Here is a 15,546-nt window from a genome sequence, read left to right on the forward strand (position 1 = left end):
GGACGGCGAAGGCCGGCGCGGCCCGGGTGGGCGCGCGCCGGCCGGTGTCCGTCGGCGGCGGGGGGGGTGGGGTCAGCGTTCGGTGCGGCGGGGCCGCCACACGACGAGCGCCGTGGAGGTGCGGTTCGTGGGCACGAGGTCGCCGCGGGAGAAGCCGCCCAGCGACTCCAGCTCGGCGATCCGGCGGTACGCGGCGTCCAGCTCCGCCTCCAGCCGGGCCACCCGCTGCTGGGCCTCCTCCAGCAGCCGTTCCAGCCCGATGATCCGCTTGACCCCGGCCAGGTTGATGCCGTCGTCCTGGCTGAGTCGCTGCACCTCGCGGAGCAGCACCACGTCCCGGACGCTGTACCGGCGCCCACCGCCGGCGGCGCGGCCGGCCTGCACCAGGCCCAGCCGGTCGTACTGGCGCAGGGTCTGCGGGTGCATGCCCGCCATCCGCGCCGCGACCGAGATCATCAGTACCTTGGCCTCGTAGGCAGGGTCACCCGTGCCGACGAACTCCCGCGACATCCCCGCTCACCTCCGCTGCCTTTCCACGGGTCAACTGAACCGACGCACCCGCGCGTCGAGATGTTCCCGCGCGGCCGGCGGGGTCTGCTCCGCGAACGCCTCGAGTGCCGCCCGCGCCTCGTCCGACACCTTCGCCGGCACCACCACGTCGAGGGTGACCAGCAGGTCACCGGTCCGGCCATCCTTGCGTGCGACGCCCTTGCCCCGGGCCCGCAGGACCCGACCGCTCGGGGTACCCGGCGGCACCCGCAGGGTCACCGTGCCGTCCAGGGTCGGCACCCGCAGGTCGGTGCCGAGCACCGCCTCCGCGTACGTGATCGGCACGGTCAGGGTCAGGTCGTCCCCGGTGCGCCCGAACAGCTCGTCCGGGCGGACCTTCACGTGCACGAACAGGTCGCCCGCCGGGCCGCCCCGTTCGCCCGGTTCGCCCCGGCCGGCCAGCCGGATGCGCTGACCGTCGGCCACCCCGGCCGGGAAGCGGACGTTCAGCGTCCGGGTCTTGGTCACCCCGCCGGTGCCGTGGCACTCCGGGCACTTCTCCTCCACGATGGTGCCGACGCCCTGGCAGTTGCGGCACGGCTCAGAGAAGCTGAACGACCCCTGGTTGCGGGTGGTCACCCCGGCGCCGTGGCAGACCGGGCAGGCCACCGGCGACGTGCCGGGCTTCGCCCCGTTGCCGTGGCAGGTGTCGCAGACCCCGGGGGCGCGCAGCGTCAACGGGAGGGTCACCCCGCGTACGGCGTCGGAGAAGTCCAGCGCCACCTCGGCCTCGACGTCCCGGCCCTTCGCGGGGCCGCGCGGGCGAGTGGCGCCACCGGCGCCCCCGCCGGTGAAGAGTGAGCTGAACAGGTCGCCCAGGCCGCCGCCGGCCCCGCCGAACCGGGCCTCGCCGCCGGCCGCCCCGCCGAACAGGTCGGAGACGTCGAACGGCATGCCGCCCGGCTGGCCGCCGCCGCGGGCGTTGCGGCGGAACGCGCCGGAGCCGAAGAGCGAGCGCATCTCGTCGTACTCGCGGCGCTTCTTCTCGTCGCCGAGTACGGCGTAGGCCTCGGAGACGGCCTTGAACCGCTCCTCGGCCTTCGGGTCACCGGGGTTGTGGTCCGGGTGCGACTCCCGGGCCAGCTTCCGGTACGACTTCTTGATCTCGTCCGAGGAGGCGGACTTCTCCACGCCCAGCACGGCGTAGTAGTCCTTTTCGATCCAGTCCTTGGAACTCACCGGTCCACCCCCTTCCACGGGACGTATCCCGGTCGTCCCGCCCGCCCGGTGCGGGCGGGCGGGACGTCACGGGTCGGCACTACTCCGGGTCGGCGACCGCCACCAGGGCGGGCCGCAGCAGCCGTTCGCCGAGTTGGTAACCCCGGCGCATGACCTGCACGCAGGTCGGTTCGGTCACGTCGGCGGAGGTCTGGTGGGCCACCGCCTCGTGCCGGGTCGGGTCGAACGGGTCGCCCTGCTCGCCGAACGGGGTCAGGCCGAACTTGCCCAGCGCGGCGGTGAGCTGCTCCGCCACACTGCCGAACGGCCCCACCAGGTCGCCGTGTTCCCGGGCCCGGTCCAGGTCGTCGAGGATCGGCAGCAGCGCGGTCAGCACCGTGCCGGTCGCCTGCTCCTGGACCAGGTTGCGGTCCCGGTCGACCCGCTTGCGGTAGTTGGCGTACTCCGCCGACACCCGCTGGAGGTCCCGGGTCCGCTCGTCCAGTTCGGCCCGGAGCACGTCCAGCTCGGGTCCGGCCGGTTCGACCGCCGGGGCGGCCTCCTCGCTCGGCTCGGCGGGCGCGTCGACCACGGGCGGGCCGGAGACCGGGTCCTCGACCTCGATCTCGTCGACCACGACCTCGGCCTCCTCGACCAGCCCCTCGGCCGGGGCGTCGGCCGCGGCGTCCGCCGCCGCGGCGTCGGCCGCCGCCTTCTCGGTGGACTTGCCGATCTTGCGCTTGTCACGGATGACGACCCGCGGCTCGTCGCCGGCACCCTGCCCGGCGGCCGCGGAGCCACCCGACGCCGCCCCGGTGGCGCCCGGGTCGGCGGCTCGTGGCTTCTCCGTCATGCGGTCACCTCATCACTCTGCGGTCGAGAACGTGTCCGGGACGGAAGATCACTTCTTGTCCTCGTCCACGATCTCCGCGTCGACCACGTCGTCGCCGCCGGCCTGCGGGCCGCCGGTCGCGCCCGCGCCCGGCCCGGCCGCACCCGGCCCGCCCGGCGCGCCCGGCTCGCCCTGCTGCTGGGAGTAGAGCAGCGAACCGGCCTGCTGGGAGACCTGGGCCAGCTTCTCGTGCGCGGCCTTGATCTTCTCGATGTCCTGGCCGCCGAGGGCGCTGCGCAGCTCGCCGAGGGCCTCGTTGAGCTGGTCGCGGTTCTCGCTGGGCAGCTTGTCGCCGCTCTCCGCGAGGAACTTCTCGGTCTGCCACTGGAGCGCCTCGGCGACGTTGCGGGTCTCCGCCTCGTCGCGGCGGCGCTTGTCCTCGTCCGCGTGCTCCTCGGCGTCCCGGCGCATCCGCTCGATGTCGTCCTTCGGCAGCGACGAGCCGCCGGTGATCGTCATCTTCTGTTCCTTGCCGGTGCCCAGGTCCTTGGCGTGCACGTTGACGATGCCGTTGGCGTCGATGTCGAAGGTGACCTCGATCTGCGGCACGCCGCGCGGCGCCGGCGGGAGGCCGGTCAGCTCGAAGGTGCCGAGCTTCTTGTTGTAGGCCGCGATCTCCCGCTCACCCTGGAACACCTGGATCAGCACCGACGGCTGGTTGTCGTCCGCCGTGGTGAAGACCTCGGAGCGCTTGGTCGGAATGGTGGTGTTGCGCTCGATGAGCTTGGTGAAGATGCCGCCCTTGGTCTCGATGCCCAGGCTCAGCGGGGTCACATCGAGCAGCAGGACGTCCTTGACCTCGCCCTTGAGCACACCGGCCTGCAGGGCGGCGCCGACGGCGACGACCTCGTCCGGGTTGACGCCCTTGTTCGGGTCGCGCCCGGTGAGCTGCTTGACCAGGTCGGTCACGGCCGGCATCCGGGTCGAGCCGCCGACCAGGATGACGTGGTCGACGTCCGAGACCTTGATCCCGGCGTCCTTCACGGCCTGCTCGAACGGGCCCTTGCAGCGGTCCAGCAGGTCCTGCGTCATGCGCTGGAACTCGGCGCGGCTCAGGGTCACGTCGAGGTGCAGCGGGCCCACCGAGCCGGCGGTGATGTACGGCAGGTTGATGTTGGTGGTGGTGGCGGCGGACAGCTCGATCTTGGCCTTCTCGGCCGCCTCCTTGAGCCGCTGCATGGCCATCTTGTCCTGGGACAGGTCGATGCCGTGCTCGCCGCGGAAGGTCTTCACCAGGTGGTCGATGATCCGCTGGTCCCAGTCGTCACCACCGAGGTGGTTGTCACCGCTGGTGGACTTGACCTCGATGACGCCCTCGGCCAGCTCCAGCAGGGAGACGTCGAAGGTGCCGCCACCCAGGTCGAAGACCAGGACGGTCTGCTCCTTGGAGCCCTTGTCGAGGCCGTACGCCAGGGCGGCCGCGGTCGGCTCGTTGACGATCCGCAGCACGTTGAAGCCGGCGATCTCACCGGCCTCCTTGGTGGCCTGACGCTGACCGTCGTTGAAGTACGCCGGCACGGTGATCACCGCGTCGGTGATCTGCTCGCCCAGGTACGCCTCGGCGTCCCGCTTGAGCTTCATCAGCGTGCGGGCCGAGATCTCCTGCGGGGTGTACTTCTTGCCGTCGATGTCGACGGTCCAGTTGGTGCCGATCTCCCGCTTGACCGAGCGGATGGTCCGGTCGGGGTTGGTCACCGCCTGGCGCTTGGCGACCTCACCGACGAGCACCTCGCCGTTGCGGGCGAACGCGACGATCGAGGGGGTCGTCCGCGAGCCCTCAGCGTTGGCGATGACGGTGGGCTCACCGCCCTCGAGAACGCTGACGCAGGAGTTCGTCGTGCCGAGGTCGATGCCGACCGCACGTGCCATGTTCGCTTCCTCGCTTCGTAACGGTGAGCAGGTCAACGGGCCTGCCCGGCGGGTCGCCCGCAGCGACCGCACCACAAGTTGAGTGAACTTGACTCAATAGTGCCACGCCGCCGGCAAACCGCAAGTCGGGGTTGAGCCGACCCGACGCAACCTGACCGTTATTACCGTCCGGTTGTCTTACCTTGCGTCGGTCGGGCACGCTTTAGCCGTGACGACGCATGGCGATCCCGCCACCCGTTCCGGCGCGCCCGCCGTCGCAGCTCGCACCGGATCCGCCCCCGGCGACGACCCGCCCGCAACCGCCGCGGAGGGTCTGCCCGCCGCGCTCGCCGGCCTGCGGGCCGCGATCGGGGCGGCCCGTTTCCCGCTGGCCCTGCCCTCCGCCGAGCCGGCCGGGCGGACCGCCGCCGCGCTCGCCGACCAGCTCGACGACTACCTGCTGCCCCGGCTGGCCCGACTCGACGCCCCGCTGCTGGTGGTCGTCGGCGGGTCCACCGGCGCGGGCAAGTCGACGCTGGTCAACAGCCTGGTCCAGGCCCGGGTGAGCGCCGCCGGCGTGCTCCGCCCGACCACCCGCTCCCCGGTCCTGGTCTGCAACCCCGCCGACTCCGCCTGGTTCCGCCAGGGCGACCTGCTGCCCGGCCTCACCCGCACCAACGAGCCGAGCGACCAGCCCGGCACCCTGCACCTGGTCACGGCACCGGCGCTCCCGGCCGGGCTGGCCTTCCTCGACGCGCCCGACATCGACTCGGTGGTCGACGCCAACCGGGCGCTCGCCGGGCAACTGCTGGCCGCGGCCGACCTCTGGCTCTTCGTCACCACCGCCGCCCGGTACGCCGACGCCGTTCCATGGGAGCTGCTGCGCAGCGCCCGGGCTCGGGGCACGGCGGTCGCCATGGTCCTCGACCGGGTGCCCGCGGAGGCGGCCGACGAGATCGCCGCCCACCTGTCGGAGATGCTCGCCGCGCAGGACCTGGGCGCCGCGCCGCTGTTCGTCCTGCCGGAGACCTGGGTCGACGGGCAGGGGCTGCTGCCCGACCGGGTCACCGCGCCGCTGAGCGCCTGGTTCGGCCGGCTGGCGGCGGACGCCGAGGCCCGCTCCGCCGTGGTCCGGCAGACCCTGGACGGCGCGATCGCCGCGCTGCACCCGACCGTGGACGCGCTCGCCGACGCCGCCGACGAGCAGGTGGCCGCCGCGGACGGGCTGGACGAGCGGGTCCGGGCCGCGTACCGGGGAGCGGAGCGGACGGTCGACCAGGGGCTCCGGGACGGCCGGCTGCTCCGCGGCGAGGTGCTGGCCCGCTGGCAGGAGTTCGTCGGCACCGGCGAGTTCTTCCGCACCCTGGAGGCCCGGATCGGCCGGCTGCGGGACCGGCTGGTCGCCGCGGTCACCGGCCGTCCGGCCCCCGCCGCCGAGCTGCGTACGGCCATCGAGTCCCAGCTCGTCACGCTGCTGCGCGGGGTGGCCACCGAGGCGGCGGAGAACGCGTACACCGGGTGGAAGGCGCACCCGGCCGGGGCGGCGCTGCTCGAACCGGAGTTCGCCCACGCCTCCGACGATTTCGGCGAGCGCGCCGAACGGCTGGTCCGCGACTGGCAGCGCGGGGTGCTGGAGCTGGTCCGGGCCGAGGGCGGCGACCGCCGCTTCGTGGCCCGCACCGCCGCGTACGCGGTCAACGCGACCGGGTTGGCCGTCATGATCGCGGTCTTCGCCTCCACCGCGTTCATCCCGACCGGGTTGGAGGTCGCCACCGGCGCCGGCACCACGGTCGCGGCCCAGGCGGTGCTCCAGGCGATCTTCGGCGACCAGGCGGTCCGGACCCTGGCCACCAAGGCCCGGGCGGGCCTGCTCGACCGGGTGCACGTCCTGCTCGCCGAGGAGGCCGCCCGGTTCCTCGCGCGGACCGACGCCGCCCGCCCGCCCGCCGGGACGGGCGACACGCTGCGCCGCGCCGCCGTCGAGGTGGCGAAGGCCCGCCACCGCAGCGGCCTGGCCGACGGGGACGGGTCGGCGCTGCCCGGCCCCGAGCAGGGTGACGGCCGGTGAGCAACATCGTCGGCCGGATGCGCGAGGCGTTCCGGGGCGACCAGCGGGTGGACCCGGACGCCCTGGTCGCCCGCCTCCAGGCGGTCCAGCGCTTCCTCGGCGCCACGGACGGCCTGGTGCCGGACACCCAACTGGTCCCCGCGCACACCGTGGTCGAACGGGCCGGCACCCGGCTCGCCCTCTCCGGGCACCACACCGTGGTCGCCCTGGCCGGGGCGACCGGCAGCGGCAAGTCGAGCCTGTTCAACGCCCTCGCCCGGCTGGACCTCTCGCCGGTCGGCGTCCGCCGGCCCACCACCGGGATGGCGCACGCCTGCGTCTGGGGGCCGCTGGACGGCGCGTCCCGGCTGCTGGACTGGCTCGGGGTGCTGCCCCGGCACCGGTTCGTCCGGGAGAGCGCCCTCGACGCCGACGACGAGACCGACCTGCACGGCCTGGTCCTGCTGGACCTGCCCGACTTCGACTCGGTGCAGCGCAGCCACCGGCTGGAGGTGGACCGGCTGCTCGGCCTGGTCGACCTCGTGGTCTGGGTGGTGGACCCGCAGAAGTACGCCGACCGGGTGATCCACACCAGCTACCTGCGCGAGTTCCACCGGCACAAGGACGTCACGGTGGTGGTGCTCAACCAGGCCGACCGGCTACCCCCGGCCGAGCTGCCCAAGGTCCTCGGCGACCTGCGCCGGCTGCTCGACGCCGACGGGCTGGAGGGGGTCCCGCTGCTGCCCACCGTGGCGGTGGACCCGGCCGGGCTGGACGGCCTCCGCGCCGAGCTGGAGCGGGCGGTCGCCGAGCGGCAGGCCGCCCTGCGCCGGCTGGCGGGCGACGTGGACATCGTGGTGGACGGGCTGGCCCCGCTGGTCGGCCCGGAGCCGCCGCGGACCGGACCGGGCGACGCGTCGGCCCGGGAGCTCACCTCGGCACTCGCCGGGACGGCCGGGGTGCCGACCGTGGCCGAGGCGGTCGAGTCGGCGTACCGGCACCGGGCCGGGGGCGCGACCGGTTGGCCGCTGGTGCGGGGCTGGCGCAGGCTGCGGCCGGACCCGCTGCGCCGGTTGCACCTGCCCGGTGACGATCCGGAGGCGCCGGCGGAGAGCCTGGTCGCGGCGACCTCCGTACCCGATCCGACCGCCGCCCAGCGCTCCGCGCTCAACCTGGCCATCCGCGCGGTGGCCGACCGGGCCGCCGCCGACCTCCCGGCACCTTGGCCGGCCACGGTGACCGGCGCCGCCCGGTCCCGGCTGGCCGACCTGCCGGACGCGCTGGACCACGCGGTCGCCGCCACCGACCTGGGCATGGCGAGCCGGCCGGCCTGGTGGCGGGTGGTGGGTGTCGTCCAGTGGCTGGTCACCCTGGCCGCGGTCGCCGGGCTGGGCTGGCTGGCGTTCGGCTACGCGCTGCGCGTGCTCGGCCTGCCGGCGCTGGAGCACCCGAAGCTCGGCGAGGTGCCCTGGCCGACCGTGCTGCTGCTCGGCGGCCTGTTGGCGGGGCTGCTGGTGGCCGCGTTGACCCGGCCGGTGATCCGGTGGGCCGCCCGGCGCGCCCGCCGGCGGGCCGAGGAGCGGCTGCTCACCTCGGTGGGCAGCGTCGGGGAGAAGTACGTGCTGAACCCGGTCTGGGCGGTGCTGGCCCGCTACGCCGAGGCCCGGGAGGCGCTGCGCGAGGCCGCCCGGCGCTGACCGGTGTCCCGGCCGGCCGGGGGGCGTAGGGTCGGGGCATGGCCACGCCACAGACCCCCTTCGAGGCGGTGCTGCACGCCGCTCGCGACGTGACGAGGCTCGACTCCGCCCTCGATGCGGAGATGCTCGGCGCCGCCCTGCTGGGCAGCGTCTACGCCGTCGCGGAGACCGACCGGGAGACCGCCGTCCGGGAGTTCGTCACCGGGTTCCTCGCCGCCACCGCGCGGCGGCGCAGCGCCGCCGCGACCACCATCCGCGCCGTCTTCGCCACCCTGGTGCCGGACGCCGAGGGCGCCGCCCGGGTCCGCCCCGGCGCGTACGCCCCGGGTTGGGCCGCGCAGCTCGGCCGGGTGCGCCTCACCGGCACCTGGGCGTACGGGGACGTGTACGGGGACCAGACCTCCTACCTGGCCACCTTCGCCTACGACGACGACGTCGAGGGCGGGCCGGAGCACGCCCTGGTCGCGCTGGTCGACCACAACATCGGGATCACCAAGGACGTCTTCGTCGGTGGGCCCGCCGGGCGGATCGTCGAGCAGGCTCGGGAGATCTGCACCGAGGACGAGTTCACCTGGTTCCGTACCGAGGATCCGGCCCGGATGCACGCGGAGGTGGGCCGTCACCTGGCGGTCACCGACCAGCTCGGCGAGCTGCCGGCGCAGGGCTCGCTGGCCACCGACCGGGCGCTGGTCGGCGCGCGGCTGGCGGTGCTGCCCGGGCGGCCCGGCGCGCCGGGCGACGAGGAGGTCGCGCCGGCCACCGACGAGGAGCGCACCCGGCTGGTGCGGGGCTTCCTCGGCTCGCCCGAGGCCGCCCGGCTGGGGCTGGACGCGGTGACCGACGCCGAGCTGCCCTCGCTGCACTTCTGCCTGGGCCTGCTGCTGGACCACGCGGCCAGCTTCCCGGACGCCGACCCGATGCGCTGGAGCCCGACGGTCGCCGAGCTGTTCCTGCTGGACTGGGTGCACCGCCGGGCCGTGCTGGACATGGACGACGCCGCGATGCTGCCGCGGGTGCTGCGCGGCTGGGTGGCGTACGCGGCCCGCCAGCGGGGGCTGCCGGCCCCGGCGGCCCACCGGACGGACGAGGCGATCGAGGAGATGATCCCCGAGTTCGCCCGGCTCTACAGCACCGGCGAGCGGCGCAGCCCGGCCACGGCGGCGGTCGCCCAGCTGATGGCGGACGGCGTCGATCCGGACGATCCGGCCGCCCTGGACGCCTGGATCGAGGCCAACCGGCACCGCCTCACCGACGACCCGGCCTGACCGGGCGGATCCGGCCGCCCGATCCACCGGCCGGCCCAGCCCGAACGCGAGGGCGGTCCAGGGCGAACACAGCCGGGCCAGCCGAACGCGACGGCGGTCGCGGTCGACCCTTCACTCAGGCCCGCGGGTCGGCCTCCGTGGCCGGGGGCACCGCCGGAACGGTGGGGACCGGCGCCGGCTGCGGGGAAGGGCTGGGCACAGCCGGCGGCGTGGCCGGGGGCCGGGTACGCGGCGCCGCGGCTCGCACGGCGGGCGGCGTGGCCGGCCGGGTACGCGGTGCCGGGGCGGGCGCCGGCCGTGGGGTGCGCTGGCCGGCACGCGGTCCTGGCGTGACCGGTCGGTGGCTCAGGCCCGGCGGGCTGGGGGCGGCGCTGGGGGTCGGCTCGGGCGACTGCGTCGGGGGCGCACCGGTCGGTGGCGGGGTGGCGCTGGGCGAACCGCTCGGGGTGGGGTCCGCGCCCGGACCGGCCGACGGGCTCGCGGTGGCCGACGGATCGCCAACCGGGTCGGAGAACGTGCTGGTCGGTTCGGCCGTGGCGGTGGGCGTCGGTTCCGGTGTCGCCGATGCGGAGGCCGACGGCGACGGGACCGGTGACGGAGACGGCGAACTGCCCGGCGGGGTCCGGGTGGCCCCGGGGGTGGGTGTCCCCGGCGGTACGGCCGGCCGGGGCCGCCACCCGGAGGCGAGGTCGGAGTCGTCGGGCAGGGCGGGGGCGGCCGGCACCAGCCGCGGCGCGGCCACCGGCAGGCTGGTGGCCGCGGGGCCGGCGGCGGGCGTGCGGGTGGGCCCGATCGCGGGCTGGCTCCCGCTGGGCAGGGCGACCACCACCGGCCCGACCGAGGGGGTCGGGATGAACGGGGTGCCGCTGTCCGGCAGGGCGCTGTTGCCCACGGTGGCCGAGCCGGCGCTGATCGCGGCGAGGATCGGCATGGAGGCGGTGCCGGCGAGCAGCGCGACGGTGAACAGGTAACCCCGGCTGGGGGCGCCGGCACCGAGCGCGCGGTGCGCCCCGACCACCGGGCGGTAGGGGGTGCCGGGGGCCACGCGGTGGCGACCGAGGAACGGCGTACGCGGACCCTCTGCTGGCTCGGACACCGGCACCCCCTCGTACGTCGACACCTGGACAGACCCGACGGACGGCACCAAACGGTGAAACGGACAAAAGTCGTCAAACACCCACCGGGACACCAGTCAGCTTGGACCAGTCACGCTCAGTTCACCAGGCACCACAGCGTGTCGACACACAATTTGTCCGTCGGGTCGGCGCACCGCGCGGCGACAAAACGTCCATCCGTCGCGAACCCGATCGAACGTCACAGGCGAGGGAGGCCATACTGTGGGCCCGCTCACCTCCTCTGCAATCATTCAGGCACGACGGCAACGCAGCCGCTACCTCCGCGCACCCCGCGGCTGGTGCGGAACGGCGCCGGCGCTCCCGGGCCGGGTTCACCACGGACCCCGGCTCACGCCGCGCGGCAACCCTCACCGGGGCTAGGCGCGGCCGCCAGGGACCGACCCGGCACCAGCCGGATCGGGCGCACGATGTGCGCGGCACGGGTCACCCCCCGGCGCCGGCGCAGACCAGACAGGGAGAGACGGATGGCAAAGGGCGACCCCGGGGCCGCCGCCCGCAGCAGGCGGGCCGCACCCCGTTCCAAGCGCGCCGCCGCAGCCGGCGAGCCGGAACTCGTACAGCTGCTCACGCCGGAGGGCGAGCGGATCGAGAGCGCGCTCGGCCCGGACGGGACCGAGTACCGGGTGGACTTCACCGACGAGGAGTACCGCGGGCTCTACCGCGACCTCGTGCTGGTCCGCAAGCTCGACGCCGAGGCCACGGCGCTGCAGCGCCAGGGCGAGCTGGGCCTCTGGGCCAGCCTGCTGGGCCAGGAGGCGGCGCAGGTCGGCTCCGGCCGGGCGCTGCGCCCGCAGGACATGGCCTTCCCGACCTACCGGGAGCACGGCGTCCTCTACTGCCGGGGCATCGACCCGATCATGCCGCTGGGCCTGTTCCGCGGCGTCGACCAGGGCGGCTGGGACCCGAACGAGTTCAAGTTCAACATGTACACGATCGTCATCGGGGCGCAGACCCTGCACGCGACCGGCTACGCCATGGGCGTCGCGATGGACGGCAAGACCGGCGGCGACGACGGCGAGGCGGTGATCGCGTACTTCGGTGACGGCGCCACCAGCCAGGGCGACGTGAACGAGTCCTTCGTCTGGGCCAGCGTCTTCAACGCCCCCCTGGTCTTCTTCTGCCAGAACAACCAGTACGCCATCTCGGAGCCGCTGGAGCGGCAGACCCGCGTGCCGCTGTACCGGCGGGCGGGCGGCTTCGGCTTCCCCGGGGTCCGGGTGGACGGCAACGACGTGCTCGCCTCGTACGCGGTGACCCGGCACGCGCTGGACAACGCGCGGCACGGCCAGGGCCCGAGCCTGATCGAGGCCTACACCTACCGGATGGGGGCGCACACCACCTCCGACGACCCGACCCGCTACCGGATCGCCAGCGAGGTCGAGGCCTGGCAGGCCAAGGACCCGATCGCCCGGATGAAGGCGTTCCTGACCAAGCAGCAGATCGCCGACGAGTCGTTCTTCGCCGAGGTCGACGAGCAGGCCCGGACCGAGTCGGTGCACCTGCGTGAGCGGGTGCTCGCCATGCCCAACCCGGAGCCGGTCACCATGTTCGACCACGTCTACCCCAACGGGTCCTCCGAGCTCGACGAGCAGCGGGCCCAGTTCTCGAAGTACATGGAGTCGTTCGAGGGGAGCGCCCACTGATGGCCACGGAGACGCTCACCCTCGGCAAGGCTCTCAACACCGGTCTGCGCAAGGCCCTGGAGAACGACCCGAAGGTCGTCATCATGGGCGAGGACGTCGGCAAGCTCGGCGGCGTCTTCCGGATCACCGACGGCCTGCAGAAGGACTTCGGCGACCAGCGGGTGATCGACACCCCGCTCGCCGAGTCCGGCATCATCGGCACCGCGGTCGGCCTGGCCATCCGCGGCTTCCGGCCGGTCTGCGAGATCCAGTTCGACGGCTTCGTCTACCCCGCGTACGACCAGATCGTGTCGCAGGTGGCGAAGATGCACTACCGCTCGCAGGGCAAGGTCCGGATCCCCATGGTCATCCGGATCCCGTACGGCGGCGGCATCGGCGCGGTCGAGCACCACTCGGAGTCGCCCGAGGCGTACTTCGCGCACACCGCCGGTCTCAAGGTGGTGACCTGCGCGAACCCGCAGGACGCGTACACCATGATCCAGCAGGCGATCGCCTCGGACGACCCGATCGTGTTCCTGGAGCCGAAGCGGCGCTACTGGGAGAAGGGCCCGGTCGAGCTGGACGCCCCGCTCGCCGACGCGTACCCGCTGCACGCGTCGCGGGTCGCCCGGCCGGGCACCGACGCCACCGTGCTGGCGTACGGCCCGATGGTGCGGACCGCGCTGGACGCGGCCACCGCGGCCGCCGAGGACGGCCGCGAGCTGGAGGTCATCGACCTGCGCACGCTCTCCCCGCTGGACCTGACCGCCGCGTACGAGTCGGTGCGGCGCACCGGCCGCTGCGTGGTCGTCCACGAGGCCCCGGGCAACCTGGGCCTGGGCTCGGAGATCGCGGCCCGGATCACCGAGGAGTGCTTCTACTCCCTGGAGTCCCCGGTGCTGCGGGTGACCGGCTTCGACACCCCCTACCCGGCCGCCCGGGTGGAGGAGGAGTACCTGCCCGACCTCGACCGGGTGCTCGACGCCGTCGACCGCACCTTCGGCTGGTGAGCGACATGTCGCGGATCAAGACGTTCAACCTCCCCGACCTGGGCGAGGGCCTGACCGAGGGCGAGATCCTCGCCTGGCTGGTCAAGGTGGGCGACGTCATCGAGCTGAACCAGCCGATCGTCGAGGTGGAGACCGCCAAGGCGGCGGTGGAGATCCCGGCGAAGTGGGCCGGCCAGGTGCAGTCGATCTTCCAGCCGGAGGGCGCCACCGTCGAGGTCGGTGCGCCGATCATCGCGATCGACACCGACCCGGGCGCGGGCCCGATCGAGGAGTCGACCACCGGCGCGCCGGCGAGCGACCTGCCCACCCCGTCGGCCGCCTCGCTGGCCGCCGTCGAGATCGCGCCCGAGGAGGGCATGGTCGAGCCCGGCCTGATCGGCGGGGCCGCCCCGGGCGGGCGTACCGCCGTGCTGGTCGGCTACGGCCCGCGGACCACCGCGGCCAAGCGGCGCCCGCGCAAGGGCTCGGTCCCGGCCCAGGCCACGGCCGCGCCGGCAGCTCCGGCGCCGGCTCCCGCCGCGCCGGTGCCGGCCGCGCCAGCCGTGAACGGCAACGGCCGGGCGGGCGGACCGGTGCTGGCCAAGCCACCGGTCCGCAAGCTCGCCAAGGACCTCGGCGTGGACCTCGCCGTGCTGACCGGCTCGGGCCCGCTGGGCTCGATCACCCGGGAGGACGTACAGCGGGCGGCGAGCGGGAGCCCGGCGGCGGCCGAGCCGCTGACGGTCGCGGCCCCGGCGACGGTGGCCGCGAGCTTCGGCGCGGACCGCGAGCAGCGCATCCCGATCAAGGGGGTACGCAAGCTCACCGCCGAGAACATGTCCCGCTCGGCGTTCACCGCCCCGCACGTCACGGAGTTCCTGACCGTCGATGTGACCCGGGCGATGAAGGCCCTGGACCGGCTCCGCGAGCGGCGCGAGTGGCGGGACGTGCGCGTGTCGCCGCTGCTGCTGGTCGCCAAGGCGGTGCTGCTCGCGGTCAAGCGCCACCCGATGGTCAACTCGACCTGGGCCGGCGACGAGATCGTGGTCAAGGAGTACGTCAACCTGGGCATCGCGGCGGCCACCGAGCGCGGCCTGATCGTGCCGAACATCAAGGACGCCGGGCGGCTCTCGCTGCGTGAGCTGGCGGACGCGATGACCGACCTGGTGCAGACGGCGAAGGCGGGGAAGACCTCCCCGGCGGACATGTCAGGCGGCACGCTGACCATCACCAACGTCGGCGTCTTCGGCGTCGACACCGGTACGCCGATCCTGCCCCCGGGCGAGTCGGCGATCCTCGCCTTCGGCGCGGTACGCGAGCAGCCGTGGGTGCACAAGGGCAAGGTCAAGGCGCGCCTGGTCACCACGCTCGGCCTCTCCTTCGACCACCGGATCATCGACGGCGAGCTGGGCTCGAAGTTCCTGCGGGACATCGGCGACTTCCTCGCCGACCCGGAGGCGGCACTGCTCGCCTGGACCTGACGGGTCCACCGCTCCGGCCACGGCCGGTGTGCATCGGGTGAACGCCCGGCACACCGGCCGTTGCCGTTGGTAGACAGAATCTTCGGTCCGGGAGGGCCTTGACCTACGATCCTTAGGTCCGTGGTTCAGCTCACCTAATAATCGATGGAAGTTGAGCGCGTCGTGCGCTTAAATAGAGACATCAAGGGGCCGACAACCGAATAGCCAGGAGGAGAGACCCAAGATGAGCATGATCGAGCGAATCCGCAGCCGCCGCGACGCCAACCGCCGGGCCCGCGCCATCGAGCACGCCCTGCGTTCCGCCAACTCGCCCGCGGTCCGCGAGGAGCTTCTCGCCATCGCACAGCGTCACATGAGCTGACGCCCTCGACTTTCCTCACCTCCTCCAGTTCGAAGACCCGCCCGGTCACACCGGGCGGGTCTTCGGCGTTTCACGTCGATTGGCACCGGGATTCCACCTCGCCGCACCGCCCGGTACGGTGGGGCACGGTCGCCACCCGCCTTGCCCCGGACCGATCGCGACAAGCGAAACCCAACGCCAGCGTCCGGCGACGGTGAGTGACGGCCGGTGCTCCCCCGGACGCCTCCGGGCGGCCACCGGATACGGTGCGGGGAGCCCGCACGGCCGGTACCCGCCGGCAACGCCGGCGACCATGCCGACGGTCCCGATCGGCATCGGTGGCCGACATGTGATGGAGGAGGCGCACCCATGACGTCCGAGGCCCCGCACCGCCCTGGCCAGGAGCCGGGCGAGGTGTCGCCGGGCGCCGGCGGACCGGCGCCGTACGGCGACCGCCCGGCCCCGCAGGACAACGGGTACCCCGACGCTCCGGACCTCGGCTGGGCCCCGCCCCCGCCGGCC

Annotated in this window: 12 protein-coding genes; 7 read left to right on the top strand and 5 right to left on the bottom strand. The window is 74.1% G+C overall.

What is annotated here, in order from left to right:
* Positions 1–72 precede the first annotated feature (72 nt).
* The 4 genes from EFE23_RS20445 to dnaK all read right to left on the bottom strand — a co-directional run bounded on the left by EFE23_RS20445 (position 73) and on the right by dnaK (position 4,468).
* Positions 73–510, bottom strand: coding sequence for a heat shock protein transcriptional repressor HspR (locus EFE23_RS20445; RefSeq protein ID WP_123242554.1), 438 nt, complete (start codon positions 508–510; stop codon positions 73–75).
* Positions 511–540: 30 nt separating this feature from the next.
* Positions 541–1,728, bottom strand: coding sequence for a molecular chaperone DnaJ (gene dnaJ, locus EFE23_RS20450; RefSeq protein WP_123242555.1), 1,188 nt, complete (start codon positions 1,726–1,728; stop codon positions 541–543).
* A 79-nt stretch (positions 1,729–1,807) separates the two neighbouring features.
* The gene (gene grpE / locus EFE23_RS20455; RefSeq protein WP_123242556.1) at positions 1,808–2,560 is read right to left on the bottom strand and encodes a nucleotide exchange factor GrpE; all 753 of its coding nucleotides are present in this window, start codon (positions 2,558–2,560) and stop codon (positions 1,808–1,810) included.
* A 48-nt stretch (positions 2,561–2,608) separates the two neighbouring features.
* Entirely contained in the window at positions 2,609–4,468 is a 1,860-nt protein-coding gene (gene dnaK, locus EFE23_RS20460; RefSeq protein ID WP_123242557.1) for a molecular chaperone DnaK, read from the bottom strand.
* Positions 4,469–4,676: 208 nt separating this feature from the next.
* Here dnaK and EFE23_RS20465 point away from each other — a divergent pair, with 208 nt between their 5' ends.
* The 3 genes from EFE23_RS20465 to EFE23_RS20475 are packed head-to-tail and all read left to right on the top strand — an operon-like array spanning position 4,677 to position 9,456.
* The gene (locus EFE23_RS20465) at positions 4,677–6,515 is read left to right on the top strand and encodes a GTPase domain-containing protein (RefSeq protein ID WP_123242558.1); all 1,839 of its coding nucleotides are present in this window, start codon (positions 4,677–4,679) and stop codon (positions 6,513–6,515) included.
* 17 nt (positions 6,516–6,532) lie between these two features.
* Positions 6,533–8,191: a GTPase gene (locus EFE23_RS20470; RefSeq protein ID WP_123242562.1), complete on the top strand. Its 1,659-nt coding sequence runs from the start codon at positions 6,533–6,535 to the stop codon at positions 8,189–8,191.
* Between the two features lie 38 nt (positions 8,192–8,229).
* A complete protein-coding gene (locus EFE23_RS20475; protein WP_123242559.1) occupies positions 8,230–9,456 on the top strand; it encodes a hypothetical protein in 1,227 nt (408 codons plus the stop codon).
* Positions 9,457–9,571: 115 nt separating this feature from the next.
* Here the strand turns inward: EFE23_RS20475 and EFE23_RS28245 are convergent, their stop codons facing one another.
* Complete coding sequence (locus EFE23_RS28245; RefSeq protein ID WP_158675893.1) at positions 9,572–10,552, bottom strand: hypothetical protein; 981 nt, start codon at positions 10,550–10,552, stop codon at positions 9,572–9,574.
* 504 nt (positions 10,553–11,056) lie between these two features.
* On the opposite strand from EFE23_RS28245, the gene pdhA reads away from it, so the two are divergent.
* From pdhA to EFE23_RS28585, 4 genes are all read left to right on the top strand, one after another.
* Positions 11,057–12,235, top strand: a complete 1,179-nt coding sequence (pdhA, locus tag EFE23_RS20485) for a pyruvate dehydrogenase (acetyl-transferring) E1 component subunit alpha (RefSeq protein WP_123242560.1) — start codon at positions 11,057–11,059, stop codon at positions 12,233–12,235.
* The gene (locus EFE23_RS20490) at positions 12,235–13,224 is read left to right on the top strand and encodes an alpha-ketoacid dehydrogenase subunit beta (protein WP_123242561.1); all 990 of its coding nucleotides are present in this window, start codon (positions 12,235–12,237) and stop codon (positions 13,222–13,224) included. Before pdhA ends, EFE23_RS20490 begins: the two co-directional genes overlap by 1 nt.
* The gene (locus EFE23_RS20495) at positions 13,221–14,684 is read left to right on the top strand and encodes a dihydrolipoamide acetyltransferase family protein (RefSeq protein ID WP_199737155.1); all 1,464 of its coding nucleotides are present in this window, start codon (positions 13,221–13,223) and stop codon (positions 14,682–14,684) included. The genes EFE23_RS20490 and EFE23_RS20495 overlap by 4 nt, the downstream gene beginning before the upstream one ends.
* Positions 14,685–14,907: 223 nt before the next feature.
* Complete coding sequence (locus EFE23_RS28585; protein ID WP_199737156.1) at positions 14,908–15,045, top strand: hypothetical protein; 138 nt, start codon at positions 14,908–14,910, stop codon at positions 15,043–15,045.
* Positions 15,046–15,546: the final 501 nt, after the last annotated feature.

The organism is Micromonospora solifontis (assembly GCF_003725545.1).
Lineage (GTDB): Bacteria > Actinomycetota > Actinomycetes > Mycobacteriales > Micromonosporaceae > Micromonospora > Micromonospora solifontis.

What these genes read in the sequence shown, in the direction of transcription:
- EFE23_RS20470 (WP_123242562.1), top strand. Translation starts at nt 6,533, where the DNA reads ATGCGCGAGGCGTTCCGGGGCGACCAGCGGGTGGACCCGGACGCCCTG.
- grpE (WP_123242556.1), bottom strand. Translation starts at nt 2,560, where the DNA reads ATGACGGAGAAGCCACGAGCCGCCGACCCGGGCGCCACCGGGGCGGCG.
- EFE23_RS20475 (WP_123242559.1), top strand. Translation starts at nt 8,230, where the DNA reads ATGGCCACGCCACAGACCCCCTTCGAGGCGGTGCTGCACGCCGCTCGC.
- EFE23_RS28585 (WP_199737156.1), top strand. Translation starts at nt 14,908, where the DNA reads ATGAGCATGATCGAGCGAATCCGCAGCCGCCGCGACGCCAACCGCCGG.
- pdhA (WP_123242560.1), top strand. Translation starts at nt 11,057, where the DNA reads ATGGCAAAGGGCGACCCCGGGGCCGCCGCCCGCAGCAGGCGGGCCGCA.
- EFE23_RS20445 (WP_123242554.1), bottom strand. Translation starts at nt 510, where the DNA reads ATGTCGCGGGAGTTCGTCGGCACGGGTGACCCTGCCTACGAGGCCAAG.
- dnaK (WP_123242557.1), bottom strand. Translation starts at nt 4,468, where the DNA reads ATGGCACGTGCGGTCGGCATCGACCTCGGCACGACGAACTCCTGCGTC.
- EFE23_RS20490 (WP_123242561.1), top strand. Translation starts at nt 12,235, where the DNA reads ATGGCCACGGAGACGCTCACCCTCGGCAAGGCTCTCAACACCGGTCTG.